Annotated in this window: 19 protein-coding genes; 10 read left to right on the forward strand and 9 right to left on the reverse strand. The window is 63.3% G+C overall.

Annotation, left to right across the window (positions count from 1 at the left end):
- Positions 1–19: 19 nt before the first annotated feature.
- Both murJ and NWI01_RS00300 read left to right on the forward strand, forming a co-directional pair.
- On the forward strand, positions 20–1,546 hold the full coding sequence (gene murJ, locus NWI01_RS00295; protein ID WP_141381758.1) for a murein biosynthesis integral membrane protein MurJ: 1,527 nt from the start codon (positions 20–22) through the stop codon (positions 1,544–1,546).
- A gap of 89 nt (positions 1,547–1,635) precedes the next feature.
- Complete coding sequence (locus tag NWI01_RS00300; protein WP_141381759.1) at positions 1,636–3,942, forward strand: xanthine dehydrogenase family protein molybdopterin-binding subunit; 2,307 nt, start codon at positions 1,636–1,638, stop codon at positions 3,940–3,942.
- 18 nt (positions 3,943–3,960) lie between these two features.
- Here the strand turns inward: NWI01_RS00300 and NWI01_RS00305 are convergent, their stop codons facing one another.
- On the reverse strand, positions 3,961–4,386 hold the full coding sequence (locus NWI01_RS00305; RefSeq protein ID WP_141381760.1) for a CHRD domain-containing protein: 426 nt from the start codon (positions 4,384–4,386) through the stop codon (positions 3,961–3,963).
- A gap of 77 nt (positions 4,387–4,463) precedes the next feature.
- Positions 4,464–4,709: an Lrp/AsnC ligand binding domain-containing protein gene (locus NWI01_RS00310; RefSeq protein WP_141381761.1), complete on the reverse strand. Its 246-nt coding sequence runs from the start codon at positions 4,707–4,709 to the stop codon at positions 4,464–4,466.
- A 178-nt stretch (positions 4,710–4,887) separates the two neighbouring features.
- On the opposite strand from NWI01_RS00310, the gene thiD reads away from it, so the two are divergent.
- Positions 4,888–5,700: a bifunctional hydroxymethylpyrimidine kinase/phosphomethylpyrimidine kinase gene (thiD, locus tag NWI01_RS00315; RefSeq protein WP_141381941.1), complete on the forward strand. Its 813-nt coding sequence runs from the start codon at positions 4,888–4,890 to the stop codon at positions 5,698–5,700.
- Between the two features lie 157 nt (positions 5,701–5,857).
- Complete coding sequence (locus NWI01_RS00320) at positions 5,858–6,670, forward strand: UDP-2,3-diacylglucosamine diphosphatase (protein WP_141381942.1); 813 nt, start codon at positions 5,858–5,860, stop codon at positions 6,668–6,670.
- 137 nt (positions 6,671–6,807) lie between these two features.
- On the opposite strand, the gene NWI01_RS00325 is transcribed toward NWI01_RS00320, so the two are convergent.
- The 3 genes from NWI01_RS00325 to NWI01_RS00335 form a co-directional block, all read right to left on the reverse strand.
- Complete coding sequence (locus NWI01_RS00325) at positions 6,808–7,914, reverse strand: hypothetical protein (protein ID WP_244613584.1); 1,107 nt, start codon at positions 7,912–7,914, stop codon at positions 6,808–6,810.
- A gap of 193 nt (positions 7,915–8,107) precedes the next feature.
- Positions 8,108–9,109: an N-acetyl-D-Glu racemase DgcA gene (gene dgcA / locus NWI01_RS00330; protein ID WP_181410308.1), complete on the reverse strand. Its 1,002-nt coding sequence runs from the start codon at positions 9,107–9,109 to the stop codon at positions 8,108–8,110.
- Between the two features lie 297 nt (positions 9,110–9,406).
- Positions 9,407–14,830, reverse strand: a complete 5,424-nt coding sequence (locus NWI01_RS00335) for an apolipoprotein A-IV repeat region-like domain-containing protein (protein WP_141381764.1) — start codon at positions 14,828–14,830, stop codon at positions 9,407–9,409.
- Between the two features lie 374 nt (positions 14,831–15,204).
- Here NWI01_RS00335 and NWI01_RS00340 point away from each other — a divergent pair, with 374 nt between their 5' ends.
- The 3 genes from NWI01_RS00340 to NWI01_RS00350 all read left to right on the forward strand — a co-directional run bounded on the left by NWI01_RS00340 (position 15,205) and on the right by NWI01_RS00350 (position 17,301).
- Positions 15,205–15,582, forward strand: a complete 378-nt coding sequence (locus NWI01_RS00340; RefSeq protein WP_244613585.1) for an Hpt domain-containing protein — start codon at positions 15,205–15,207, stop codon at positions 15,580–15,582.
- 110 nt (positions 15,583–15,692) lie between these two features.
- Positions 15,693–16,013, forward strand: coding sequence for a 2Fe-2S iron-sulfur cluster-binding protein (locus NWI01_RS00345; protein ID WP_011314384.1), 321 nt, complete (start codon positions 15,693–15,695; stop codon positions 16,011–16,013).
- Positions 16,014–16,272: 259 nt separating this feature from the next.
- Complete coding sequence (locus tag NWI01_RS00350; RefSeq protein WP_141381765.1) at positions 16,273–17,301, forward strand: NAD(P)/FAD-dependent oxidoreductase; 1,029 nt, start codon at positions 16,273–16,275, stop codon at positions 17,299–17,301.
- A 155-nt stretch (positions 17,302–17,456) separates the two neighbouring features.
- On the opposite strand, the gene NWI01_RS00355 is transcribed toward NWI01_RS00350, so the two are convergent.
- The 3 genes from NWI01_RS00355 to NWI01_RS00365 all read right to left on the reverse strand — a co-directional run bounded on the left by NWI01_RS00355 (position 17,457) and on the right by NWI01_RS00365 (position 21,799).
- Positions 17,457–19,547, reverse strand: coding sequence for a hypothetical protein (locus NWI01_RS00355; protein WP_141381766.1), 2,091 nt, complete (start codon positions 19,545–19,547; stop codon positions 17,457–17,459).
- Positions 19,548–19,679: 132 nt separating this feature from the next.
- Positions 19,680–20,810 carry a lysylphosphatidylglycerol synthase transmembrane domain-containing protein gene (locus tag NWI01_RS00360; protein WP_141381767.1) on the reverse strand — a complete coding sequence of 377 codons (1,131 nt, stop codon included), beginning with the start codon at positions 20,808–20,810 and terminating at the stop codon, positions 19,680–19,682.
- A 554-nt stretch (positions 20,811–21,364) separates the two neighbouring features.
- The gene (locus NWI01_RS00365; RefSeq protein ID WP_141381768.1) at positions 21,365–21,799 is read right to left on the reverse strand and encodes a hypothetical protein; all 435 of its coding nucleotides are present in this window, start codon (positions 21,797–21,799) and stop codon (positions 21,365–21,367) included.
- A 240-nt stretch (positions 21,800–22,039) separates the two neighbouring features.
- On the opposite strand from NWI01_RS00365, the gene NWI01_RS00375 reads away from it, so the two are divergent.
- Positions 22,040–22,609 carry a hypothetical protein gene (locus tag NWI01_RS00375; protein ID WP_141381946.1) on the forward strand — a complete coding sequence of 190 codons (570 nt, stop codon included), beginning with the start codon at positions 22,040–22,042 and terminating at the stop codon, positions 22,607–22,609.
- A 23-nt stretch (positions 22,610–22,632) separates the two neighbouring features.
- Here the strand turns inward: NWI01_RS00375 and NWI01_RS00380 are convergent, their stop codons facing one another.
- Positions 22,633–23,166: a SixA phosphatase family protein gene (locus NWI01_RS00380; protein WP_141381769.1), complete on the reverse strand. Its 534-nt coding sequence runs from the start codon at positions 23,164–23,166 to the stop codon at positions 22,633–22,635.
- Positions 23,167–23,386: 220 nt separating this feature from the next.
- Between NWI01_RS00380 and NWI01_RS00385 the strand changes: the two genes are divergently transcribed.
- Positions 23,387–24,760 (forward strand): NAD(P)/FAD-dependent oxidoreductase, encoded by a 1,374-nt coding sequence (locus tag NWI01_RS00385; RefSeq protein ID WP_141381770.1) that lies wholly within the window; start codon positions 23,387–23,389, stop codon positions 24,758–24,760.
- 186 nt (positions 24,761–24,946) lie between these two features.
- Positions 24,947–26,788 carry a flagellar hook-basal body complex protein gene (locus NWI01_RS00390; RefSeq protein WP_141381771.1) on the forward strand — a complete coding sequence of 614 codons (1,842 nt, stop codon included), beginning with the start codon at positions 24,947–24,949 and terminating at the stop codon, positions 26,786–26,788.
- Positions 26,789–26,829 lie beyond the last annotated feature (41 nt).

Below are 26,829 nucleotides of genomic sequence, written 5' to 3' on the forward strand. Positions count from 1 at the left end.
TATCCTGTAGAAACGCCGGATGCTTGGACGCATTTTCACCGTCGGCGGTTATACGCTGCTATCCCGAATCACGGGGTTCGCGCGCGACATCATGCTCGCGGCAATTCTTGGCGCGGGGCCGGTCGCGGATGCTTTCTTCGTGGCGCTGCGATTACCCAATCATTTCCGGGCGATTTTCGCCGAAGGCGCTTTCAACGCCGCATTCGTGCCCGCTTACGCGCATGTCTCCGGCGGTGGCCCGGCTTCCGCGAAATTGTTCGCCAGCCGCATCTTCACGCTGCTGTTGTTGTCGCAGATGGTCCTGCTGGCGATCGCCTGGCTGTTCATGCCGCAGGTTATCGCTCTACTGGCGCCCGGTTTCGTTGACGACCCGGCTCGCGGCGAACTCGCCGTTTCGCTGACGCGGATCACCTTTCCCTATCTGCTGCTGATCACGCTGGTGACGCTGTATGGCGGGATGCTGAACGTCATGCACCGCTTCGCCAGTGCTGCGGCCGCTCCGATCCTGCTCAACCTGTCGATGATGATGGCCTTGGCGCTCGCGGCCTTTTTTCCGAGCGCCGGGCACGCGGCGGCCTGGGGCGTGCTTCTCTCCGGGTTCCTGCAATATTTTCTGTTGGCGGCGGACGCCGCGCGTCACGGCCTGATGCCACGGCTGACACGTCCGACGCTGGACGCCGACGTGCGTGGTTTCTTTCGCGCGCTCGGGCCCGCGACCGTGGGCTCCATGGGAACGCAACTGGCGATGTTCGCCGATACCATCATCGCCACCTTTCTCCCGGTCGGCGCCTTGTCGGCGCTGTATTACGCCGACCGGCTGAATCAACTGCCGGTCGGGGTGATCGGCATCGCCATCGGCACCGTGCTGCTGCCGGAAATGTCGCGGCGGATCACGGGCGGCGATCTTGCGGGCGCGATGGCGTCGCAGCGCCGGGCGTTCGAATTCTCGCTGCTGTTTTCGATTCCGTTCATTGCGGCGTTTCTCACCGTGCCTGATGTCATCATGCGGGCGATGTTCGCGCGCGGCGCTTTTTCGGCGGCGGATGCGGCGGCCGCCGGCGCGACGCTCGCCGCCTACGCCGTCGGTCTCATCCCCTTCGTTCTGATCCGGAGCGCGGTGGCCACCTTCTACGCGCGCAAGAATACCGCGACGCCGGTGAAGGCCTCGCTTACCGGGCTCGGAGTCAATCTCGTGCTCAAGTTGGCTTTGATGGGCTCTCTGGCGCAGGTCGGCCTGGCGCTCGCCACCGCGGCGGGCGCCTGGATCAACCTGCTGCTCGTGCTCGGGTTTGCGGTACGGGCGGGTTACATCGAGATCGGTCGTCCGCTGCTGATCTCGCTCGGCAGGTTCCTGATCGCCGGCGCGATGCTCGCAGCGGCGCTGTGGTTGACGGCGCACTTCGCCTCCGGGCAATTCGCGCATTGGAGCGTGATGCGCGACGAAGCGGCGCTCGGGGTGCTGATGGTGGTCGGAACTATCGTTTATGCCGGTGCGATTCTGATGCTGTTCGGCCTGCGCTGGCTGAAATCGCTGGTGCGGGGTTAGCGACCGTTTCAGCGGGCCGCGCGAACATTGTGCTTGGTGGTGTTCCGCTGCATTATTGTGATCATCCGGGAATATAGCTTGGAGTTCCCATGGCTCCCGTCAAAGTGGCTCCCGTCAAGTTCGGCATGGGCCAGAGCGTCCGGCGCAAGGAAGATGACGCCTTCATTCGCGGCAAGGGGCGTTATACCGACGATCACGCGCCGCCCGATGCCCTGCATGCGCTGATGCTGCGTTCGCCGCATGCTCATGCGACATACAGGATCGATGTGTCGCGCGCCTGTCGCTTGCCGGGAGTTGCCCTGATCCTCACCGCGGTCGACGTCGCCGATCTTGGAGGCTTGCCCTGTCAGGTCGAGTTGCCGGACCAGCCTTTCATTGCGCCGCCGTATCCTATCCTGCCGAAGGATGAAGTGCGGCATGTCGGAGACGCCGTTGCTTTTGTCGTGGCCGATACGGTCGAGCACGCGCGCGACGCGCTGGAGGCGATCGAGGTCGAGTGGACGCCGCTGGCCTCGGTCGCCGGCGTTGCCGATGCCGTGAAGGATGGCGCGCCCCAGGTCTGGCCCGATCACGCCGGCAACGTTCTGTTCGACGTTTCGCTCGGCGACCGGAAGGCGGCCGATGCCGCTTTCGCCGCGGCGGATGCCGTGGCGGAGATTTCGATCGTCAACCCGCGCGTCGTCACAAACTATATGGAGACGCGCGGCGTGGTCTGCGAATATGACGCGAGGCGAGATCATCTGACGCTGACGGTCGGCAGTCAGGGCAGCCATCGCCTGCGTGAGATTCTCTGCGAGACCGTGCTGAAGATACCGTTGGAGAAGATGCGCGTGATCTGCCCGGATGTCGGCGGCGGATTCGGCACCAAGCTGTTTCCCTATCGCGAATACGCGCTGATCGCGGTCGCCGCGAAGAAACTTCACAGGGCGATCAGATGGACGGCGGAGAGGTCGGACCATTTCGTCGGCGACTCGCAGGGGCGCGACAACGTCACGACCGCGCGCATGGCGCTGGCCAACGACGGCAGGTTTCTCGGCATGGATGTCGATCTGATGGGAGACATGGGCGCCTATCTCTCGACCTTCGGTCCCGACATTCCCTATAGCGGGGCCGGGATGCTGCCGGGCCTCTACGATATCCAGGCATTTCATTGCCGTGTCCGCGCCGTGTTCACCAACACCGTGCCGGTCGATGCCTATCGAGGCGCGGGCCGGCCCGAGGCGGCCTATGTCGTGGAGCGGCTGGTCGATGCCGCGTCACGCAAGATCGGCATGACGCCGGATGCGATCCGGCGCAAAAACTTCATTCCCCCGGAAGCGATGCCGTACAGGACCGCCACGGGCAAGATCTATGACTCCGGCGATTTTGCGGCACATATGACGCGCGCGATGGAGATCGCGAAATGGCAGGAGTTTGCCAGTCGTGCCGAAGCCGCAAAAGAGCTAGGCCTTGTGCGTGGCATCGGTTTGGCCACCTACGTCGAGGTTTGCGGCACCATGGGACGCGAGCGGGCGGATGTGCGGCTTGATGCCAACGGCGACGTCACGGTGCTGATCGGCACGCAATCAACCGGGCAGGGCCATGCCACCGCCTATGCGCAGATTATCGCCGATCAGTTCGGGATATCTCCCGAGCGGGTTCACATGAAGCAGGGCGACACCGATGTGGTTGCCACCGGTCTCGGCACGGGGGGGTCGAGTTCGATTCCCTCCGGCGGCGTCAGCGTCGAGCGGGCAACCCGCAAGCTCGGCGCCAAACTTCGGGAGATCGCGTCCGAGGCGCTCGAAACCAGCGTGGCCGATCTTGAGATCAGCGACGGTTCGATCCGCATCGCCGGCACCGACCGTTCCGTTTCCTTCGCCGACCTCGCGAAGCGCGCTGATCTGTCGAAGCTGACGGCCGACGAGAGTTTCAGCAGCGCTGACGGTACTTACCCGAACGGCACCCATGTCGTGGAAGCCGAGATCGATCCCGCGACTGGTAAGATCGAGTTGGTGAATTACGTGGTGGTCGACGATTTCGGCGTGACCCTGAATCCACTGCTGTTGGCGGGGCAGGTCCATGGCGGCACCATGCAGGGCATCGGGCAGTCGTTGATGGAGCAGACGGTCTATGACGTGGACGGGCAGCTTGTCACCGGAACGTTGATGGATTACGCGCTGCCGCGCGCGGCCGACGGGGTCTCGATTATTTTCGAGACCCGCAACGTTCCCTGCGCCACCAATCCTCTCGGGATCAAGGGAGCGGGCGAGGCGGGCGCCATCGGCTCCTGCCCGGCGGTGGTCAACGCCATCATCGATGGCCTGTGGCGCGAGTACGGAATCGGCCACATCGACATGCCGGCGACTCCGGAACGGGTCTGGACTACGATCCGGGACGCTCAGCGACGCCTGTGAAATAAGAGGGCCGGAAGCCTACTTCGTGACCTGCCCGCGGATTTCGCCGCCGGGATGGTCCGCGGTATGGACGTTGACGTAATACCTGCCGGCCAGCAGGTCAGCCGCTTGGGCGTCGGTCAGTGTGGCGCTGCCTTCCGACGTACTGGACGTCGCTTCGGGGATCGTAACGACAATGCCCGCATTCTGGCCGACGTCCGCAGGCCCATGGAAATGTGCGGCCGTTACCGGACCGGTCAGACCGGAGTAGGTCAGCTTCCAGGCCAGCTTTTTGGACGCGGCATCATAATGAGCGTCAAGCGCCCCGCTGCCTTTGCTGGTATTGGGGGGCACTTCGGATGCGCCGTTCAGCATGGCTTTCAGCTTTTCGGCGGACGCATGACCCGCGAGTGTGACAGCGACGGCGAGGGTGAGGACGGCGAGAAGACCCGTGTTGGCTTTCATCGTTTTCTCCCGAGCGGATTCCAGGTGGATGCAGGTTCCAACGAGAATTGTTGCCGCTTGTTCCTCGCCGGGAGCAGTTACTTCACTCCGAACGCCTTGAAGGTGATGATGGTGTGGGTGTCCTGAATGCCGGGAATGACCTGCACCTTTTCGTTGACGAAGTGGCCGATGTCGGTGGCGTTATCGACATAGAACTTCGCCAGCAGGTCGTAGTCCCCGGCGGTGGAGTAAATTTCCGAGGCGATCTCGGCTTCGGCAAGCGCGTTGGCGACGGCGTAGGATTGGCCAAGCTTGCACTTGAACTGAACGAAGAAGGGGACCATCGCGTATCTCCGAAAAGACGACGCGCCAATATAGCGTCCTCGAGCGGGGTGGATACCGGTTCGCGTGAAGAAACGCGTCAAAAACATAAAGCCAGAATCCTTCACCGTTTCCATGAAGCGGTGAAAGACTCTAGGATCATTATGCTGGCGTGATCCGACGCCTTTACGCGAGACGATGATGACAGTCCCTGTTGCCTTGACCATCGCCGGCTCCGATTCCAGCGGCGGCGCGGGAATCCAGGCCGACCTCAAGACATTCGCCGCGCTTGGTGTTTATGGAGCGTCCGTCATCACGGCGCTGACCGCGCAGAACACGCAAGGCGTCGCCGCCATCCACAACGTTCCGGCGCATTTCGTGACTGCGCAGATCGACGCGGTGTTCGGCGATCTCGATGTCGGAGCGCTCAAGATCGGGATGGTCGCCCAGGTTGCCGTCATCGATGCCATCACAGCCGGCCTGTCGCGCTGGAAGCCGGCGCATGTTGTGCTCGATCCGGTGATGGTCGCGACCTCGGGAGCGCGTCTGCTGGAGTCCGATGCGATCGAGGCATTGCGCAGCAAGCTTGTTCCGCGCGCGCAGCTGTTGACGCCAAATCTTCCGGAGGCCGCAGTCCTGCTCGACGAACCCGTTGCCGAGGGAGAGCCCGACATCGTGCGGCAGGGCCAGCGGCTGCTGGAATTCGGCTGTGCCGCGGTCTTGATCAAGGGCGGGCATATGCACGGCCCCGAGAGCATCGATTATCTTGTCACCCGCCAGGGAACAATGACCTTTGCTGCTCCGCGTGCCGTCACCAGAAATACCCATGGCACTGGCTGTTCGCTGTCGTCAGCCATCGTCGCAGGTCTGGCCAAAGGCGACGGCATGGAAACCGCCGTGCGCGGAGCGAAAGCTTACGTGACGGCGGCGATCGCGGCCGCCGACCGGCTGAATATCGGTCGTGGCCATGGACCGATTCATCATTTTCACCAGTTCGAGCATTTTCGTTTCTGATCGAACAGGAAGCGGAACTCCCGCGAACAGGTCATCCATCCCGGGCCAGGCCTGAGGAAATGCTTCGATCGAAAACGCCATAGAGACTGATGACGGCGCAGCCATCCGGGTTGGCGCGTGTCATTGCCTTGTCATGGCGGCATGTTACCCCATGCTCATGGGGAGCTATGCGATGGATGATGTCAAGCCGGATCACCGGTTCCGGACTCTGTTCATCTCCGATGTTCATCTCGGCGCCAGCGGTTCTCAGGCTGATCAGCTTCTGGATTTTCTCAGGTATCACGATGCCGCCACGATCTATCTGGTCGGGGATATCGTCGACGGCTGGGCGCTGAAGTCGAGTTGGCACTGGCCGCAGTCGCACAATGACTTCGTCCAGAAGATGCTGCGCAAAGCGCGCAAGGGCGCGACCATCATCTACGTGCCCGGCAATCATGATGAATTCCTGAGATCCTACTACGGAACGCATTTCGGCGGCATCGAGGTCGTCGAGAACGCGATCCACACCGGCGTTGACGGGCGGCGCTATCTCGTTATCCATGGCGATATCTTCGACCTGGTGGTTCAGAACGCGCGGTGGCTCGCCCTTCTCGGCGACAAAGCCTATGATTTCGCCATCCGGGTCAACCGCCTCGTCAACGCGTTCCGCCGCTCGTTCGGATTCCCATACTGGTCGCTCTCGAAATGGGCGAAGTTCAAAGTGAAGAACGCGGTGAATTACATCGGTGCGTTCGAACAGACGCTCGCCAGCGAGGCAGGGCGTCACGGCGCCGACGGCGTGATCTGCGGCCATATCCATCACGCCACGATCCGCAACGAGCACGGCATTCGCTATATGAACTGCGGCGATTGGGTGGAGAGTTGCACCGCGCTTGCCGAACATGAGGACGGTCGGTTTGAGATCATCACATGGGCCGATCCGTTGCCCCGTTCGTCGCCTGTTTTGCCCATAAGCGCGCGGGCGGCGTAGATTTTCAGACGGACCGCCCGATGCCTGGCATCCGCAAGCCACCGCGCGCGGTCGCCGGCGATGATCGCGGCCGAGCGGCTATGCTCCGGCCCGCGTTTCGTGGTCACCTTCGCAAATCCGTGATGGAAGATGGACGGTCAGGAAAAGAACGCGATCTTGTCCGCCTGGGTCATGCGCTTGAACGGAGCCATCGGATCGGAACGCGGCGTGGGACTCGAAACAACTCCGCTCGCCAGCAGCGAGGCGCCAAGTGAAGGTGGTGCGGGGTTCTCGGAGTTCGCTTCGGGCTCGCGATCAGGATGCTCGCTTGAATTGTCTGTGATCGGTTCGGAGTCTGGCACCAGATCGGGAGTTTCCGATCCTTCAATACTGGCAAGGCTCGTACTGGCAAGACCCGTCTCGGGTTCTTCGAGATCAGGCGCTCCCATTTCAAGCGCGATCATGTCGAGCACGGCATCGTCGTGCGCCATGTCCTGTTCACTGACCTCGGCGGCGTGTGCGTCTTCGCCATGGTTTGGCGTCATCGATCCGCCGGCGGCATCGACCGGCGCGTCGTGTGCAGCAGCGGCTACCGTCTCTGATTCGTTGGCGGCAGCTTCCACCACTGCCTGCGCCTGAGACGCTGCTTCTTCGGGTAAGGCGACGATCTCATTGATCGTCTCCGGCGGCGCGGCGTCGGATCGGGACGGGGATGCCGCCGAGGCCGGGCAGTCCCACAATTCGTCGAGCGTGGTCTCGATCACGCTGAAAGCAGAATGCAGCGCCGCCATATCGTCTCTGGCGGCAAGTTGCGAATGAGCCTTTTCGATTGCGTCGGTCTGCGAATCGAGAATATCGCAAATCCGGCTGTCTCCGCCGATCTCGCGCCAACGCCACGAGATTTCGCGAATGATGCGCACGCCGTTCTGGATCGGGACGAGTGCATCGTTCATGATGCGTTTGTCGAGCGCCGCGGTTGCGGTGGTTCTGGCCTCGATGAGACTTTTCCTGATGGCGGCGAGCGCCTTGGGCAATGCGTCGGCGGGCGTCGCCTGCTGTTGAGTCTCGATCGTTTGCTCTATGCGCGCCACGGCATCGAGCACCATCGCCGTATCGGCGCTGCGGTTGCGCCTGGCGTATTCGGCGAGGAACCACCGGCCTCTCGATGTCTCCATGAAGGCTTCGCGGATGGCGTCGAAGTCCGCCTCGCCAAGCGGCGCGGCGCTGGCAGAAATCGGCGACAGGGCGAAAGCTTCATCGGCCATGGCAAACTCATCGCGTAAATCATTTCGCGTTGCTGTAACGATCACCATGATCCGGCCTGAATCGCAATTGAATTACGCGGTTCGAATCAGAAATCCCCATTCGCTGTGTTCCGGGCGGCGGGCGCTTCACCGCTTGCCGCCCCGAGAGATTGCCGTCGCGCCATCCTCCGACGTCCCGTGAGCGTCCGGCGGATCAGCCCCAAAGCGCCACGTCGGGCGGGTAGACCGTGCTGCCATCATAGCGAAGGCCGTCGTCACGATCGCGAGCCAACAGCAGCGGCCCGTCGAGGTCGACGAAACGGGCGTGCTGCGCGATCAGCATGGCGGGCGCCATCGACAGCGAAGTCGCCACCATGCAGCCGATCATGACCTCGAAACGCAGCGCACGGGCCGCGTCCGCCATGGCCAGCGCTTCGGTCAGCCCGCCGGTCTTATCGAGCTTGATATTGATGGCGTCGTAGCGTTCGCGAAGGCCGTCGAGTGACGCCCGGTCATGAACGCTTTCATCGGCGCAGACAGCGATGGGTCTGCGAATGCGCGCCAGCGCTTCGTCGTTGCCTGCGGGAAGGGGTTGTTCGACCAGCGTGACGCCCGCCGCCTCGCAGGCTGCGAGGTTTCGCTCCAGATTATGAGGTGTCCATGATTCGTTGGCATCGACGATCAACTCTGATTCGCGAGCCTGTTTGCGAACGGCGGCGATGCGCTGGGGGTCGCCGTCGCCGCCAAGTTTGATCTTGAGGAGAGGCCGGTGCGATGCTCGCGCGGTCGCTGCCGCCATGGCTTCGGGCGACCCGAGCGAGATCGTGTAGGCCGTGGAGCGAGGGGAGGGAGCCGGACGGTTCAGGAGTGTCCAGATCCGCTGGCCGCCGCATTTGGCCTCCAGATCGCACAGCGCACAGTCCAGCGCGTTGCGCGCCGCGCCAGCCGTCATCGCGGATGCGAGTGATCGACGATCCAGGCCCGCGGCGAGAGGCTTCTGCATCCCGAGGATGGCAGCGAGAACACCCTCCGGCGTTTCACCATAACGAGCATATGGAACGCATTCCCCGCGTCCGGTATGGCCGCTCCGGCTGATTTCGGCGACAACCACGACCGCTTCGGTCTTGGCGCCCCGGCTGATCCTGAAACTCCCCGCGATCGGCCATCGTTCGATGCGGCACCGGAGCGTGGTTATGTCGTTCGACAATGTTTCCAAGCTGGCAGGTCCGAATGTACCGCGAGCCGGTCGCGTCGGGGGAAGATAAATCCAACGAGCCGGCGCTGACGTTCCGCATCATGTCAGCAGAGATGCTGTGCGAAGCTGACGTTGGCCGACGATCCCACACTGGACGCGCTTGCGCAAGGCGCGGTCCGGCCGCGTGCCGCGGCGTTCTTGACGGCATCCCCCTGATGACATCAACCCCGGGTTGATCATCGGGATCGTGATCTCATCTGCCTGCTGTCGTCAGCAAACGGAGGTGAACCTCCGTTTGCTGGTCCGGCGAAGCGCAGGTTATGCCAGCCGTCCCGCCGCGTGCGCCAGCAAGGTATAGACCAAGCCCGTCTCCGATATCAGATGATCGCGTATCACCGAGGGTTCCCGCTCGTCGCGTGCAACCTCGTCCAGCAGCCGTTCGAATTCGGCAACGTAGCGGTCCGCCGTCTGTTTGAAAGTACGGTCGGTGCGATACTTGCGGGCGACCTCGTCAAACGCCTTCTGGCCAGCCGGTGTGTAGAGCCGCTTTGTGAAGGCGTTGCGTTCGCCGCGCTGATAGCGGTCCCACATCTCGCCGACAAGCTTGCGGTCCATCAGGCGGCCGATATCCAGCGATAGGGAATCGAGCGGATTGGCAGCCGCGGCAGCAGGCGATGCTTGTCGCCCCCGCGGGACGTCGCGTTCCGCCGTATCGGCGTGGTTCAGCAAATCCGAAAGCCAGCCGTCCCCGTCATCGTCAGCGACCGGCGGCTTGGCCGTCTGCTCCGCGCGGCGGGCTGGTTGCGCGCCCGGCGCCGGCGCCGGGGTGGGTGCCGGGGTAGGCGCCGCATTGCCGTTGTCGCGCATGCGCGACGCGGTGCGTGCCTTCGCCGCGCTCCGTCCGGCGGCGGCCATCACCGGCTCTGCCTCGCGCTGAGAACTGGACCGCCCGCTGCTGACGACGTCGAACCCATGGCCATGACGTGCGACGATCCGGTTCAACTCGGCGAGCGCTTCGATCTGATCGACGATTACCTTGCGCATTTGAGCGGTGCTCTCCGCCGCCTCCTGAGGCATCTCGAGCACGCCCCGGCGAAGCTCGCCGCGCGTCGTCTCCAGCTCTCGGTGCATTTCGGCCGTCATCTGCTTCATGCTCTGCACCAGCGCGGCAAACCTGTCGGCAGATTGCCGGAGCATCGATTCCGCTTCCTGACCGGCTTTCTTGCAGATCTCGCTCATCGACTCTGATGTCAGGCGGCGTTCGTTCTCGGCTGCCGCCCGGACGGCTTCGAACTGACTGTTGATCGCGGCCGATCCCGCTCCGGCGGTTTCGGCCACCACCCGCGCGATATCGCGGGCGCGCTCTTCGGCGGCGGCGAGCGATTCATCCAGCAGGCTGGTAAAGCGAGTCAGCCGCTGGTCGAAGTCGGTCGTTCGCAAGTCGATCGTTGTCACGAGCGATTCCAGCGCCGACTTGCGCTCCTCGACCGAGGTCGTGGTTTTCTGGTTGCTCTGCTCGACACGCGCTGCGGCTTCGATCAACGCCTTTCCATGAGTCTCGAACTGGGTCGACAATGAGCCAAGATCATCGAGGGCCTTTGATGTCTTGGTGTTGAACGTCGTCAACTGTTCCTCAAGTGACTGGGTCGCGAGGCCGCTCTGTGAGGTAACCTCCCTCATCGTGGATACGAAGTCGGCGACGCGCGTGACGAGCGTGCGCTCCAGCGAATTCAGATTTTCGTGCGCCCCGGTGAGGACCTCCTGAAGAAGGATGTTGCCCTCGCGCAGCCGTTCAAACAGCGCAACCGTATCCGTGCGCAGTATCTTGCTGGTCTCCTGCATCTCCGTGACGGCGGCGATGGATGCTTGCCGGGACTGATCGATGGCGGAGCGGGATGCCTCCTCGAGATCCTTCAACGATTTGCTGATCGCGCCGGTCGCCAGTTCTCCCGCGCTGGTGATGGTGCGGACCACGTTGGAGCCATTCGCGGCGATCGATTGAGAGAAGTTCTCGCCCTTGGCCTCGATCGTCTTGAGGGCATCGTCGGTGACGCGGCCGATATCGGAGTTGAGCTGGTCGGCCTTGCTTCCGAGAGCCTCGATCAAAGACCCCCGTTTACTGTCGAGCATCTGTGAAAGACGATCGGTCTGCTGCTGGACGTAATTGACGATTTCGTCCGTTTTGCCGGTGATCGTGGTGCCGAAGCTGCCGCTCGCCGCGAAGATCAAACGCTCGGCATCGGTCGATACCGACTTGACCTTGATGCTGATTTCGTTCGACGCCGAGATAAGAGAGGTTTGCGCATTCTGTGCGCTCGCCTGAATGATTTCGGTGGTGTTTGCCGCGGCCGCGTGGAGCGTGCGTTCGATGTCCGACGAGATCACCTTCACCTGATTGGCGGAGTCGGCGGAAGCGGCGGTAAGTGTACTGTGGACCTCCCGTGCGCTGCCGAGAAGCGCGGCCGCGGTCTCGGCACCCACCGTCGTCAGCGTCTGTTCGATGTCGCTTGCAAGCGATTTGACCTGGCTTGCGGTATCGGCCGACGTGGTGGTGAGGGTGGTCTGGGCTTCGCGTGCGCTGTTGAGAATGGCGGTGGCGGTATCGGCGCCCACTGTCGTCAATGTTTGCTCGATGTCGGTCGCCAGCGATCTGACCTGCCTTGCTGTGTCGGCCGAGGTGGAGGTGAGAGTGCTCTGGGCTTCACGCGCGCTGTTGAGAATGGCGGCGGCGGTGCCTGCGCTCACTGTCGTCAAGGTCTGCTCGATGTCGCTTGCAAGCGACTTGACCTGATTGACGGCCTCGGTCGAAGTGGTGGTGAGGGTGGTCTGGGCTTCGCGGGCGCTGTTGAGAATGGCGGTGGCGGTATCGGCGCCCACTGCCGTCAATGTCCGCTCGATGTCGTTTCCGAGCGATTTGACCTGGTTCGCGGTGTCGGTCGAAGCCTTGACGAGCGTGGTCTGGGCCTCCATCGCGCTCGACAGGACGGTGTCAGCGGTCGACGTTCCGGCTGCGGACAGCATGCGTTCGACGTCGGAGCCGACGGTCGAAAGCGTGCGCTCGATCTCGCTCGCGAGCGATTTGACCTGATCCGCGGCATCGGATGACGCGGAAACCAGTGTGGTTTGCGCCGCGCGCGCGCCGGCGAGAACTGAATCCGCCGTGTTGGCGCCGGCGGCGGTCAGTGTCCGCTCGATCTCCGCTGACAGGGATTTGACCTGATCTGCGGTCTCCGCGGACGAGTTGATCAGCGTCGTCTGCGCCTCGCGGGCGCTGTTGAGAATGGAGCCCGCCGCCGCTGTTCCGGCGGTGGTCAGGGCGCGCTCGACTTCGGTCGAGGTTAGTTGAAGCTGAGCTCCCACATCGGTTGAAATAGAAAGCAGGGCCTGCTGAGCGGAGCGGGTGCCGGTCTGAATGGTTTCGCTCGTATTGACGATCAGATTGGTCAGCGAACGTTCCGCGTCCTCGACATGCGACTTGATGCCGAACGACAGTTCTTCAGCGCGCGCCAGCAGGATGTCGCTGGCCTCGCGCCCGCTCGATTCGAAGCGGCCCGCCACGGCTTCGACTCGCGATCCGAGCAGATCCTCGAACTGCGCGACCCGCGTGTCGATCGCGGTCGCGACAAAGCTCACCCGCTCGTCGAGACCTTGATGGATTTCCTGGAACCGCGCCGTGATGGTATCCGCGAGGTCCGCGCTGCGGCCGTCGATGGCCTCGGTCACCCCTGAGATGCGCCCTTCAAGCGCCACGACGGCCTGCGTCGCGCCTTCGGTCAGAGATATCGTAAGGTGGTTCAGGCGACTCTCGATCGAGCCGATCGCATGAGCGGCGCCATCGGACAGCGACGAGGTGAGGGTGACGAGGCGGCTGTCGATCGTCGCCGTCACCGATTGCGCGCGCGTATCGAAGATATGCTCCAGCGTTTTCAGGCGGCCGTTGACGGATTCGTCGAACGACTTGATCCTGGCGTCGAACGCGGAATCAAGATTGGTGACGCGCGACCGCAGCGAGGTTTCGAATCTCGCCAGGTGCTGATCCAGCACCGCGCTGATCTCCCCGCCGTTGGAAGTCAGTCGCGTATCGAAGGTATCGACATAATTCTTCATGCTCTGTGCGATATCTTCGGTGCGTTGCCCAAGGCGGTCGACAATCTCCGCGCCGAAGGTCTTCACCGTGCGATCAAACTCCGAGATGTGGCGGGTGATCAGAGCGCCCAGCGTTCCGCTGTCGCGCGCGAATTTCTCCGCGAGTTCAGCGCCCTGGTCTTTCACCAGTTGATCGAACGCGTTCATCTGAAGGCTGAGCGTATCGTGCGCGGTTTCGGTCTGGCTGACGACGTTGGCCACCAGGCTGTTGACCGTGACGTCGAGTGCTTCGCTTGCCTTGTCACCGCACGACAAAATCCGGCTTGCCAGCCGATTGCCCGCATCATCGACCTTGCTGGCAAGGTCGCTTCCGCGAAGCTCGAGCTCCAGCAGCAGGGATTCGCTGGAATTTTTCAGGGCGTCGTGAACCCGCTCGGTGCGGTCCGAAATGCTGTCGACGATGGATGCCGATTTTTGCTCGAATTCGCCCGTGATCCGGTCGATCCGTTCGTTCAGCATGTCATGGACGCGGTCGGCCAGATCGACGAATTCGTCGTGGACGTGACCGGTCTTGAAATTAAGGCTGCTGGTCAGGCGCTCGCTGGCGTCCAGAACGGCGCGTGCGGTCTCGGAGCTGGCTTCCTCCAGCCGGTCGAGCAGGTCGCCGCCTCGTTCGCCGAGCGCGAAAATCATGTTGTCGCCGGCATTGCTTAGCGCCGACGTGATGTGATCGCCGCGCTCTTCCAGCGCGCCGGTGATGCCTTTCGCGACTTCCTCGACGCGCGAGGCGATGGCGTCGCTGATCAGCTCGATATCATGCCGGAGGTCGATCTGAACGCCCGAGATCGCGTTGCGGACCTGCTCGGCCTGGCCGACGAGGTTGTCCCGCTGATGGGCGATATCCTGAAGCAGGGCGCGAATCCGCACCTCGTTGTCAGAATAGGCGCGCTCCAGCGCGGCGACCTCGTTGGCGACCAGGGCTTCCAGTTCGCCGGCGCGGGCGATGGCGCGCTCGACGCCGTCGCCCATCGCGGCGACCTCGCGCCGGATCGCCTGACCGACGGTCACCACCGAATCGCTGGCCAGGCCTTCCGGCTCGGAGAACCGGATCGCCATCTGGGCCATCGACTGCGCGATCATGCGCAATTCCTGGCCGCGCCACGCCATATGGGCCAGAAAGTAGAACAGCAGCACGGGAGCGAAAAACAAGGCGATCAGCCCCGCGAGAGCGAGCGTCCCGCCGCTACCCTGGCCGAGGGCCGCCTGCAACGACGGCAGAAAGCTGATCGTCAGAAGGCCAGCGCCAAGAATCCAGATGCCGGCGAACACCGTCGCCAGTGTGTAGACGTTGCGGGACGGACTGCTCTTCTGGAGGGTCTGAAGGATATGGCCGATCGTTTCGCGGTCATCATTGGCGGGACGTCGCGAGAAGTGGGATCCTTCAGCGGGTTCAAGGATCTGTCGATCAATCGAGGTATGGGCGCCGGGTCTGTCGTCGACGTGGCTGGCGGGCGGGACCGGCGGGGCGCCATCGTGACGGGCCGCAACCTGATCCAGGTCCACGGCGGCGGATGCCTCGCCGACGCTCAGCGCCTCCTGTATGGCGGAGAGAGCGACTTCCGTTGGATCTTTGACCTTCTTGGGATTGTTCGCCATCTCAGTCCACGCCCTCGTGTTACGCAACCCGCAAGTTTGCGCCGCCGCTGCAAGTCCGGTCGCCGACCCGAGCCCCAAGCTGGTTCCAGGCGCGGCGATCGCCACCGCCCGTTGTCGGTCATTCCCCCCAACATCCTATTGGCTTAGCGTCTCGAATGAAATGGTCGTGATTAATACAATCTTAATCATCGTTAACGACCGGCGGCGCCAGCCGTTCGATCGCCGCGAAAGTGACGGGGAGGCGGGCCGAATTTGACCGAAATCACGCGGAAGGTCGGCCTCGTACCTGAAACGTTCTGTTAACCAGTTCCATGATTGGCTGGCGGAGATTCCGCGAGGCTGGTTCGCCGTGGCGGATTGTTCGGATAGCAGCAATGTCGTTTTCTTGTGGACAGGTCGCCTGGATGCCGTCGCCACCGCTGGTTCCGGAGAACGGACCGATCGATTTCGATCACCTCCACCGCATGACGCTCGGTGATGACGGTCTCGAACGGGAAGTTCTGGCGATGTTCGCCGGTCAGGCCGCCGAGCTGGTCGTTTCGCTGGCGCGGCTTCCACCGAATGCCGCGATGCTGGCGCACAGGCTGAAGGGGTCGGCGCGGGCGATAGGGGCCATTCACGTCGCCGCCGCCGCCTCCGATCTGGAAAACGCGCTCCGCAGCGGCGCCGATCCGGCGGAGCCGCGGGCGATGCTGAATGACGCCGTCAGTCAGGCCTGCCAGGAAATCCGTGCGATCCTGTTGCGATCTTGAAGACGAATGTCCTCCTTTTTGCGCCGACCGCTGGCGTTGGCCCGATCGTTTCGTTATAGGACAGCCGAACCTCCTTATTATCAATAATCTGTTCGGCGGCACCGCACCCTATGACCAAGATCAACTTTGTCGACCATTCCGGCGAAACCCGCACTGTTGACGTCGAGAACGGCGCGACCGTCATGGAAGCCGCAATCCGTAACGCCGTTCCCGGCATCGAGGCCGAATGCGGCGGCGCCTGCGCCTGCGCCACCTGTCACGTCTATATCGACGACGCATGGACCGAGAAGGTCGGCAAGCCGACGCCGATGGAAGAGGACATGCTCGACTTCGGCTATGACGTGCGGCCGAACTCGCGATTATCCTGCCAGATCAAGGTGAGCGACGAACTCGAAGGCCTCGTGGTGACGGTGCCGGAGCGGCAGGCTTGATCCTGTTACATCGCCGGCTGTGGCGGTCCATCGGATCGTCCCTCTCCATAAGCCCGCATCCGGCGCGGCATGGTCTACGTGACGTAGGCTAAAAGCGGCCCAGGCGGTGCGGCAGTTTAAGGCTTTCCTCAAACCGGCCAGTTGGTTATAGCGATGCGCGGTGGACGTGCGTTCGCGCAAGAAAACCTGTCAGGAATATCCACGCAGCGGCGCGGCTGTATTGCCGGCGCAAGGATTTCAACGGAAAAGAATTTTTGACATGAGCGAAGCGATCAAGACGGATGTGCTGATTATCGGTGCGGGCCCCTGCGGACTGTTTGCCGTGTTCGAACTGGGATTACTCGACATGAAGGTGCATCTTGTCGATATCCTCGACAAGATCGGCGGGCAGTGCGCCGAGCTTTATCCGGAGAAGCCGATCTACGATATTCCCGGCATTCCGCTGGTGACCGGTCAGGGGCTCACCGAAGCTCTGCTGGAGCAGATCAAGCCGTTCAACCCGACATTCCATCTCAACGAGATGGTGGAGAGCATCGAGAAAATCGGCGACCCCGGATTTCGGGTCACCACCGACGCCGGCAAGGTGTTCGAGTGCAAGGTCGTCGTGGTGTCCGCAGGCGGCGGCTCGTTCCAGCCGAAGCGGCCGCCGGTGCCCGGCATCGAGGCTTATGAAAACATCTCGGTGTTCTATGCGGTGCGCAAGATGGAGCAGTTCCGCGACAAGGAGATTCTGATCGTCGGCGGCGGCGATTCGGCGCTTGACTGGACGCTCAACCTGCATCCGCTGGCGAAGCGCATTACGCTTTTGCATCGGCGCGACGAGTTTCGCGCGGCGCCGCACAGCGTCGAGCAGATGCGCAAGCTGGTCGCGGACGGCACGATGGATCTGAAGATCGGCCAGGTCACGGCGCTGGAGGGCGCGGACGGAAAACTCACCGGCGCGCAGCTGAAGGGTAGCGACAACACGACGTCGACGATCAGTTGCGACACCATGCTGCCGTTCTTCGGCCTGACGATGAAGCTCGGTCCGGTCGCGAACTGGGGTCTGCATCTGGAGAACAATCTGATCCCGGTCGAGACCGCTTCGTTCGAAACCAACGTCCCCGGCATCTTCGCGATCGGCGACATCAACACCTATCCCGGCAAGCTGAAGCTGATCCTCTCCGGCTTCCACGAGGGCGCGCTGATGTCGCAGAAGGCGCATCGCTACGTCTATCCGGACAAGCGGCTGGTGTTCCAGTACACCACCTCGTCGTCGAGCCTGCAGAAGAAGCTCGGGGTGAACTGAGGCCTGCTGGAGTGTGCGGCATCGTCTTCGGCGCCGTCATCTGAGTCTTCTCACCGGGCTCGACCCGGTGATCCGTCGATTCCGGCGCGCGACGTTCTCCCGCAAGGGGAGAAGGGAAGGGGCCACGCATCAGACGAAGCGATCGCTGCGGCTGTTTATTGCTGCGGGATTGCCGGTGGCGGGGCGGCTTCCGGCGTCGGCGCGGGCGAAGGCGGGGTCAGCGGCGGCAGCGGTTCGCCCGTTACATCACCCGCATCGGCGGCGTTGAGATGCAGCTGCGCCTCGATCGCCGGCATGGCGGCGTCCGCCATCGCCGCATGACCCTCCGCGGTGGGATGGACCGCCCCGCCGTACACCGCGGAGAGCAGTCCCCATGTCGCGTCATGGATATCGGACGGCTGCATCAATGAGGACTGCGCCTGCGGGTAGGTCATCGCCGTGAAATAGCTGTCGTTGGCGTCGCGAATCCAGCGCGCGCGCGGCAGATAGGCGCGAAACGCGCTCGCCCCGCGGCCGCAAGCGAGAGGCTGATGCGGAGCCTCCACGATGCTGCTGACAAAGCTGTCCCCCTTCGCCGAGAAACATTCGCGATCGAATTCGGGATCGCTGTCCGCGCGCGCGCAAAATCCGTGATCGGCGAAAGCCGACTGATGCGCATCGACGAAGGTCATGCGGTCGGTGGCGGGATCGCGGCAGATCACGCCGGACTGGCACGACGCAAGCGCTTTCAGCCCAGGCAGGAATTCGTTCTGGACGTACTCCGTGACGGCGGCGAGCCGTCCGGGATCGGCATTGAACGACGGATGAATGTCGAAGCCTGCCTTGCCGCCGGGGCAGGGCGTGCCGCCGTTCGCCAGCGCCGGGTTGGCGTAGGAGACGAACACGACGCGGGACAGGTCGTTGTCCAGCAGCGGCGTCAACGCGGCGCGCAGCCGGGCGAAGGCTTGCGGCAGGTCACGTTCGAGGCTCGATCGCGAACCGTGGAGTGATCCGATCAGGCCGCCGCGTTTGAACAGCGCGCGCTCGGTCGCCGCGTCCACGACGACGTCGGAAACGAGGCCGGAGAAATTGATGTCGTTGGCGCCGATGGTCATCAGCACGAGATCGAGCTTGCGCTCGGGCTGGCGATGTCTGGCCGCCGCAAGCGCCTCGCGCAACTGGGCGATCTGGCCGTTGACGGTGCCCTGACATTTGGCCGACGACTTCGCGGTCAGGCATTCGCGCGCGCGTTGCGAACCCAGAATCCCCTCGGGAATGCTGGCGCCGGTGCAGGCGAGCGGCAGGTAGGTCACGGCGATGTGTGGATAGCGCACCGCGAGGGCGAGCGCGGCGCGGGTCTGGTAGCTGTAGAGCGAGCGATGGCAGGCCGCGTTCATCCACAGCGCGCCGAATTGCTGCCAGCTTTGCAGCGAGCCGGAGGTGCCGCAGGCCCGGCCGCCTTTATAGCCGGCACGGCTCGGCCGGTAAAATTCGCGTCCCGCGCCGCCGAAATAGGAGCGAAAGCAGAAGCCTTCGTCCGACAGCGGGACGGCTCGATCCGGGTTGCCTTCACCGGAGGCGATGGAGTCGCCGAGGCCGGCGATCAGGATGTCGCGCACCTTGATCTGCGCCGTCAGCCGCTGGGTTGCGTCGCCGCCGCTCGTGACGTCGACGGTGGCGCTGGTGGCGTGGCCGTAGCGGGCGCGGAAGTCGATCGGTTCAGTGCAGTCCTGCGTCGTGCCGCGGGGACTGTCGCCGTCGTCGAATGACCAGGCGCAGACGGCGCCGACCGGGACCGCGCCGGTAAGGCGCACGGTGACCGGATGCTCTGTCGGTGTCAGATAGCTTTCCTTGACATTGTCGCGCGTGCAGGGCTCGCTGACGTGGCCTCCGAGATCGATGCAAAGACGGTTCACGGCGTTGCGGGCCCAGCCGCGGCCGTCGCTTTGCTGTTCAAACGCCTGCTCGGCGGCGAGAATGCTCTGGTTGCTTTCGGCGGCGGCATGGATCTGAAAGTCCCGCTCCTCGCGAAACAGCCGGAAACGGTTGCGGACCTCCCATGAAATCTGCATTCCGCCGGCGGCCCGATCCGGGACCGGAGCGGCGGGGCCGGCCTCGGCGATGCCGTCGGGAAGCGGCTGCGCGGCGATCTGCTGCGCGGCAAGGCTTCCAATAGGAAGGCTTCCAATAGGAAGGCTTCCAACAGCAAGGCTACCAAGCAGTGGCAGGACAATCCCGATGAGGAATGAGGCGTGAGCGCGGGCCATGAGCGGTTTTGACGCGATGGTTTTGGCGGAAATAAGAGCGGAGGTGAGCGGGGCGGTTTGGCCGAGGGGGCGATCGTCGGATAGCGGGGATGCGAGCCGCAGCGAGTTGTTTCGAACCCGCAACCTGCCGGTTCAGTCCTGCGTGACGGCCGACCTGGCGGCGTGCGGCTTCGGTGATGCCGCTTCATCCGGCGCGTTCTCACTGTTGCTGCTGTCGTGACCCGTGCCGGCGTCGTTGCCATTGCTGACGTCACCGTTGCCGTTGTTGATCTTGCGGCGGCGCTGCCAGGGCTGCACCACGTTGAGCCACAACTCGCGCGTGCCCATGATGGTGATGGCAAGCGCGAACGGGATCATGAAATAGAGGATCCGGAAGACCAGCAGCGTCGCCAGCATCTGCTCCTTGCCGAACTGCGGCAGCGCCACCAGCATTGCCGCGTCGAACACGCCGAGGCTTCCCGGCGCATGGCTGGCGAAGCCGAGCAGGGTGGCCAGAATGAAGACGACCGCCACCGACACGAAATCGATGTCCGGATGCGCGGGCATCAACAGATACATCGCCAGTGCACAGAATCCGAGATCGACGACACCGATCAGGATCTGCACGAAGGTCAGCGGCGCCGACGGCAGCACGACCTTCCAGCCGTTTTGCCCGAGTTCGCGGCGGTTGCGGCCGGTGATGATCCAGGCGAGATAGATGGCGATGCCGGCGAGGCACCCGAACGCGATCAGGCGGTTGACGGACGGCGGCAGCAGGTCCATCGCGCTCGCCGCCCAGGGATGCCAGGCCATGCCGATGCCGAGCACGAACAGGTTGCCAAGCCAGAATGTCAGTCCGGAGATGAAGCAGATTTTCGCGACGTCGATGGCGTTCAGCCCATAGTCCGAATAGATCCGAAACCGGATCGCGCCGCCGGTGAAGACCGTCGCGCCGACATTGTGGCCGATGGTGTAGCTCGTGAAGGCGGCCAGCGCCGCCACGCGATAGGGGATATGATCCTTGCCGATCGTCCGCACCGCGAAGAAATCATAGAATGTCAGGGTGCAGAACGCGCCGACCACGCAAAGCGCGGCCATGGCGATCAGATAGGGCGACTTCTCCGTCAGCGCGATCAGGATGACACCTGTGTCGACACCCTGGAGCGTGTGGATAAGGGTCGTGATCGCGAAAGCGATGATCACGAGGCTCGCAATGACGCCAAGCCCTTTCCAGCCAATCCTTTCCTTGAAGCCGCGCTGCAGCGCGGTCAGCAGCCGACGCATTCGTCCTCCGCTAGCGTCCCGATTTCGAGGGTCTTATGGCCTTGCGGTAGCTTCCAAGGCGAGCTTCGAAATCAAAAGACACTCGTAATCTCCTTGATTCCGGTATGTCTGAATTCAGAAGACGCCGTCGTCGGCCTCGTCGGGACAATGACGCCAATTTCTGACCACCACACCAGATCACGACACGTTTCAAGCCGATTGAGGAGAGGGGAAGGCAAGCGGCTGTTCCGTCTCTCATACGCGAAAAACTCTCAACACAAAACGGTCTACTTGGCGGATGCGCGTCCGCTGCGGGTGATATCGTTGGCCGTGCATATAGGCATAAGAGGCCTCGTGTTCCATCGCTGATTTGAAAGTTCTTGCAGACGACACTCAAAAGCAACGACGGCCCCTCACGCATCACCTTCATGCATCCGATGTGTGACATTGCGGTATTACGACGGGAAACAATTCGTGAAACCATCGCTGGCTTTGCTGCATGGCAGCGTCGTTACGTGGGCAAACGGGCGCCAGAGCCCGCGACCGGGAAGCGCCACACAGAAGCGCGGTGAATGTCAGGTCTTGCGCAGCGTGAAGTAAGCGCCGCAGAAAGCCATCGCCGCGCTGAGGCCGAGCACGACAAGGCCGGTTATGAAACTCGCGAGGGTCGGCGCCGCGCTGGGCGCGGAGGCGGCCTGTCCCGCGCCTGCTAGAAACAGGACGGCGATTACGATCAGGAACTGTCGGAGCCGCTGCTGAATGCGGTTGGACGCCGCGCTGTGCATCAGCGTCGCGACAAAATAGCTGCCGGAGAAGCTGGCCGTTGCGACCAGCCACCATGCGATCGCCGCGCTCGCCGGCATGAACTCCCCGGTATCGGAACGCCAGAGGCCGCCGAGGTCGAGACCCATCTGAGCGCCCAGCATATGCACGGCAAGAGCGAGCAGTATGCCGGACACCATCGCCCCGCCGACGATCAAATGACGCGGAAAATGAACGGTTTCAGCCATCAGGGTTTTCTTCGCGCGAACCAGCGCCCACTTCGCTCGAAAACGCCAGAGACTTTCCACTTCTGATAGAATCAGAAGCGGACTCTATGATTTTGGTTTGACGCGTTTTCTTCACGCGAACCGGTATCCACTTCGCTTGAAAACGCTCTATAGGATGGAAACCGCACTTCGAGCAAGAGAACGCGAAAAAGAGAACGCACGCCGTGCGAAGGATCGCTGATTGTGTCGCCGCCACCCGAGATGCCGCCGACCGGCGTCGGATACGCCTATAGGGCTTCAGCGATCGGCTCGGCGCATCGGTTTGCGTTGGAAGATGACGGGCTGTCGTGGCGCGCTGGCCGCCGGGCGGGGAGATGGCGTTATGAGGACATCGTCGCCGTGCGCATGTCCTACCGGCCGATGTCGATGCAGTCGCATCGATTTCGCACCGAGATCAGCCACCGGAACGGCGGACGGATCATCGTGATGTCCACTACCTGGCGGACCCTGGCGCTGATGGACGCGCAGAGCAACGACTACCGCACCTTCATCGTCGAACTGCATCGGCGACTCGCAGAGCATGGCGCGCGCGCCATGCTCGCTGGCGGCCTGAACCCCGTGCTTTACATTGCAGGCACGGGCGTGCTGACGATGCTCTCCGTAGCGATGACGGCCCTGCTGGTGCGGGCGATCGTGACCGGCGAATGGGCGGGCGCGTTGTTTATCGTCGGTGTGTCTGTGTTGTTCGGCTGGCAGATCGGCCGTTTCATGCACCGCAACAGGCCGCGCGCTTACACTTTCGACGCGCTGCCGCGGGATTTGCTGCCGTAAGCCGCTGCTCTTCTCCGGAGCTGTCAGGCTTCCTTCAGCAGTTTCGGGCTGACGAACCTTTTGAGTTGCCCACTTCCGAATACGACGTGGTCCCAGTTCTCGACGGCAAAGTCGATCACCGCAAGACCTGACGTCGGCAGGTTGTCGGCCAGCGCCGCGCGCCCCTCTGCATCGCCATCACCGATGAGGCGAAGCGCGAGTTCGTGCAGACCGGGATTGTGCCCGACGATCATCAGGCGCTCATGATCGGGGCTGACGGAGCGGATGATTGCCAGGAGTTGCATGGCCTCGGCGCCGTAAAGCTCCAGCAGGTGTTCGGCGGGTCCCTGAGCCGTTTGATCCGCAAACTGCTGACGAACGATGTCCCAGGTCTCGCGCGCCCGCACGGCGGTCGAGATCAACACGAGATCAGGCGGCAGCGATGGGTCTCCGACGAGCCAGAGGCCGAGTTCGGCGGCGTCGTTCCTGCCGCGCGCGGCAAGCGGACGGTCCCGATCGCTTCCGCTGGGCGAATCGCGTTCGGTTTTGGCGTGGCGAAGCAGTAAAAGGCGGCGCATGACGCTGACTCGATTCAAGGTTAAGCATGACCCGGAATGCAGGATACAGGTATCAGCCGAGCGGGCTATAGCGTTTTCGAGCGAAGTGGAATCCGGTTCGCGTGAAGAAAACGCGTCAAAATAAAATCATAGAGCCCGCTTCTGAGTCTATCAGAGGCGGAAAGGCTCTAGTTTACAACGTCGCACGGCGCAGGTCACAGGGGCATTGGTAGGAAACGCGATGACTTCCGAGAGCATAGCTGCGGCCGATGGTCCCGGTGACGCGGAGTCCGCCCTGCCGGTGCGGCGACGCGAGCGGCTGACTTTCGATCTCGATGTCGAGATCTGCGTGGTCGGCGGCGGGCTGGCAGGCCTCACCGTGGCGCTTGAGGCGGCGAGGACCGGCGCGAACGTGGTCGTGCTCGAGGGACGCCATGTCGGCTGGAATGCGTCCGGCCACCATCTCGGCACGGTGATGCCCGGCTATGCGCTTCCGCTTTCCGACCTGATCGCGCGCGTCGGTTTTGATGATGCGTACGATCTCTGGTCGCTGGCGCGAGCGGGCGCCGATTATGTTCGCGCCCATGCCGCCGAGCACATCATTCCGGGACTCGGGCTCACGGAAGGCGTGCTCGAGGTTTCCAACGTCGATGCCGGCGAGCGGCTCATCAGCCATCTCCAGATGCTGAGCGAGGATTTTTCGACCGAGGTGGAGGGGTGGCAGATCGATCGCGTCCGCGACACCTTGCGCACCGGCCGGTATTTTCACGCGGTGCACTATCCGCGCGCCTTCCAGATCGACGGACGAAAATATGTTCACGGCCTTGCCGAGCTTGCGCGCAAGGCCGGCGTACGCATCTTCGAAGATACGCCGGTGGTCGGCATTGATCCGTTCGGGATAAGGAAACGCATTGCAACGCCGCGGGCGCGTCTGCGGGCGTCCCACCTCGTGCTTGCGGGCAATGTCCATCTCGGCGGTGCATTGCGACGCTTGTCCGATACGCTGGTTCCGGTCTGGCGTTATGCCGGCGTCACCTCGCCGCTGGGAAGCCGGCTCGCCGAGGTGATGACGTTTCAGGGGTCTGTCATCGACACCGATGGCATCGATCATTTTCGGATCGTCGATGGCGATAGGCTGATGTGGGCGAGCCCGGAAACCACCTGGGAGGCGCGGCCGGATCGCCAGAAGGCGGCGATCGGCAGGCGGATCGGCACGATCTTCCCGCAGCTTGGCGCGGTCGAGATCGCGAAGGTTTTTAGCGGCGCGGTCGGTCAGACCGTGCACGGGATGCCGCAGGTCGGCCAGTTGCAACCGGGGCTTTGGGTTGCGAGCGGTTTCGGCCGTCAGGGACTAGGCACCTCGGCGATGGCCGGGCAACTGATCGCACGCGGCATGCTGGAAGGCGACGACCGCTGGCGGTTGTTCGCGCCGTTCGAACTCGTCTGGGCGGGCGGAAAGACCGGACGCGCGGCGGGGCATGCGATCGGCATCGCCATGCGGGCGCGTTCCGCCGCCGCCGGCAAGCTGGCGCGCTATCGCGAGCGGGCGCGCATCAAGGCGCGGGAGCGGCAGGCGCGGCTCAACGCGGCGGATCGCAAATCGACGCCTCTCTGAAGACTGTCTCCCGGCAAGAGTTGCCGGGCGAGGCAAGAATGCTCCGGAGCCGGGGACGAAGGCTAGACCCTAACTCACTGAAATAACGCCTTTTTGCTGTTGGCATGGAGCTTGCGACGCCGTCTGCCGACCGCGGCGAGGTTTGACCTTGCGTTTGGGCCGCCCGGATCGAGTTGGAGACGACGTATGGGTATTTTCGACGCATTGAATACTTCGGTCGGCGGCTTGCAGGCGCAGTCCTTCGCCCTTCAAAATATATCCGGCAACATCGCGAACGCCCAGACCACCGGCTACAAGGGCATCACCACTGCCTTCAGTGACCTGATCCCCGACTCGACCGCCCCCAACCGTCAGGCCGCCGGCGGCGTAACAGCCTATGCGACGGCGACGATCAGCAGCCAGGGAACGGTGTCGGCCTCGACGGTCGGCACCTACATGGCGATCACCGGCGACGGCTTCTTCAACGTCCAGGCGCCGACGGGGCGGGTCGACAACCAGCCGCAGTTTTCCGGCGTGACCTACTACACGCGGCGCGGCGATTTTCAGGTCGATGCCGGCGGCCATCTGGTCAACAGCGCAGGCTATTACCTGATGGGCGTGCCGGTCGACCCCAAGACCGGCAACCCGCTCGGCAATGTGCCGCAGGTGCTGAAATTCCAGAACAACTTCGTGCCGGCGCAAGCCACGACGACGGTGCAATACGCCGCCAATCTTCCATCGGTGCCGAGAACGCTGTCGAGTCCGACCGCGCCCGCCGGGACCATTACGGCGGCCGGCGGATTGAACCCGTCCGACTTCACGACAAATTTCAATCCGCTCGTGGTCGGCACGCCGGCTCCGCCCTATACCGACAACACCACCACGGGATCGGCGGCGACCAACCAGCAGACGCCTTCGGGTCCCATCACCAGCGCGACGCTGTTGTCGGGCACAGCGCCGAGCGATTCCTTGCCGGGCGGATTTGCGGTCGGTGACACCATCACCGTGAACGGCACCATGATCACCTTCACCGACGCCAGCACCGCGCTGCCGCCAGGAGTGCAGGACGCGACCCATGTCCGCATCGACGATACCGTCGGCGACCTCCTGGGCAGGATCGGCGCGATCACAGGCACCGCTCCGACGATCGATGCCGGCACCGGCGCGATCACCCTGCATACCGGCACCGCGCAGGATCTGACGGTCACGAGCGCCTCCGCCGGCTGGACGGCGATGGGCTTCGGCGCGACGACCAACATCGCGCGTGGCGGCGGCGGAACGCCCGGCGCGGGCGTCGTGATCGCTAACGACCAGACCATCTTCCAGCAGCAATCGATCAGCGGCGGCGCTGTCACGGCCTATGACGCGACCGGGACGGCGGTGAACCTGCAACTGCGCTGGGCCAAGACCGACAGCGCCTCGCTCGGCGCCGGGCATTCCGACACCTGGAACCTGTTCTATCAGGCCGATCCGAACGCCACCGGCACGCAGGCGGCGTGGATCAACGTCGGCACCAATTTCACCTTCGGCATCAACGGCCAGCTTTCGAGCCCGGTCGGATCGTCGATCACCATTCCCAGCGTCAGCGTGGGATCCCAGTCGCTCGGCAATCTCACGCTGAATATCGGCTCGGGCGGTCTGACCCAGTATGCCAGCAGCGGCGGCAACGCCACCATCAATGCGATCAACCAGAACGGCTACGCCGCCGGACAGTTGCAGTCGGTCTCCGTCAACAATGACGGCATCGTGGTCGGCACCTTCTCGAACGGACAGAACCTGTCTCTCGCGCAGGTGTCGTTGTCGCACTTCAACGGAACCAACTACCTCAAGGCGCTTGATGGCGGCGCTTATGCGGTGACCAACGAGTCGGGGCCCGCGATCGCGGGCGCGTCGGGGCGCATCAGCGGCTCGTCGCTCGAAGGCTCCAACGCCGACATCGCCGATGAGTTCACCAAGCTGATCGTGACGCAGCAGGCTTACTCGGCAAACACCAAGGTCATCACCACCGCGAACAGCATGGTTCAGGATCTGCTGAACGTGCTGCGATAGCGCATGATCCCGACCCGAAGGCCGCGCCAGCGCAAAGTGAA

Origin of the sequence: Nitrobacter winogradskyi, assembly GCF_006539545.1 — a bacterium.
Classification (GTDB): Bacteria; Pseudomonadota; Alphaproteobacteria; order Rhizobiales; family Xanthobacteraceae; genus Nitrobacter; species Nitrobacter winogradskyi_A.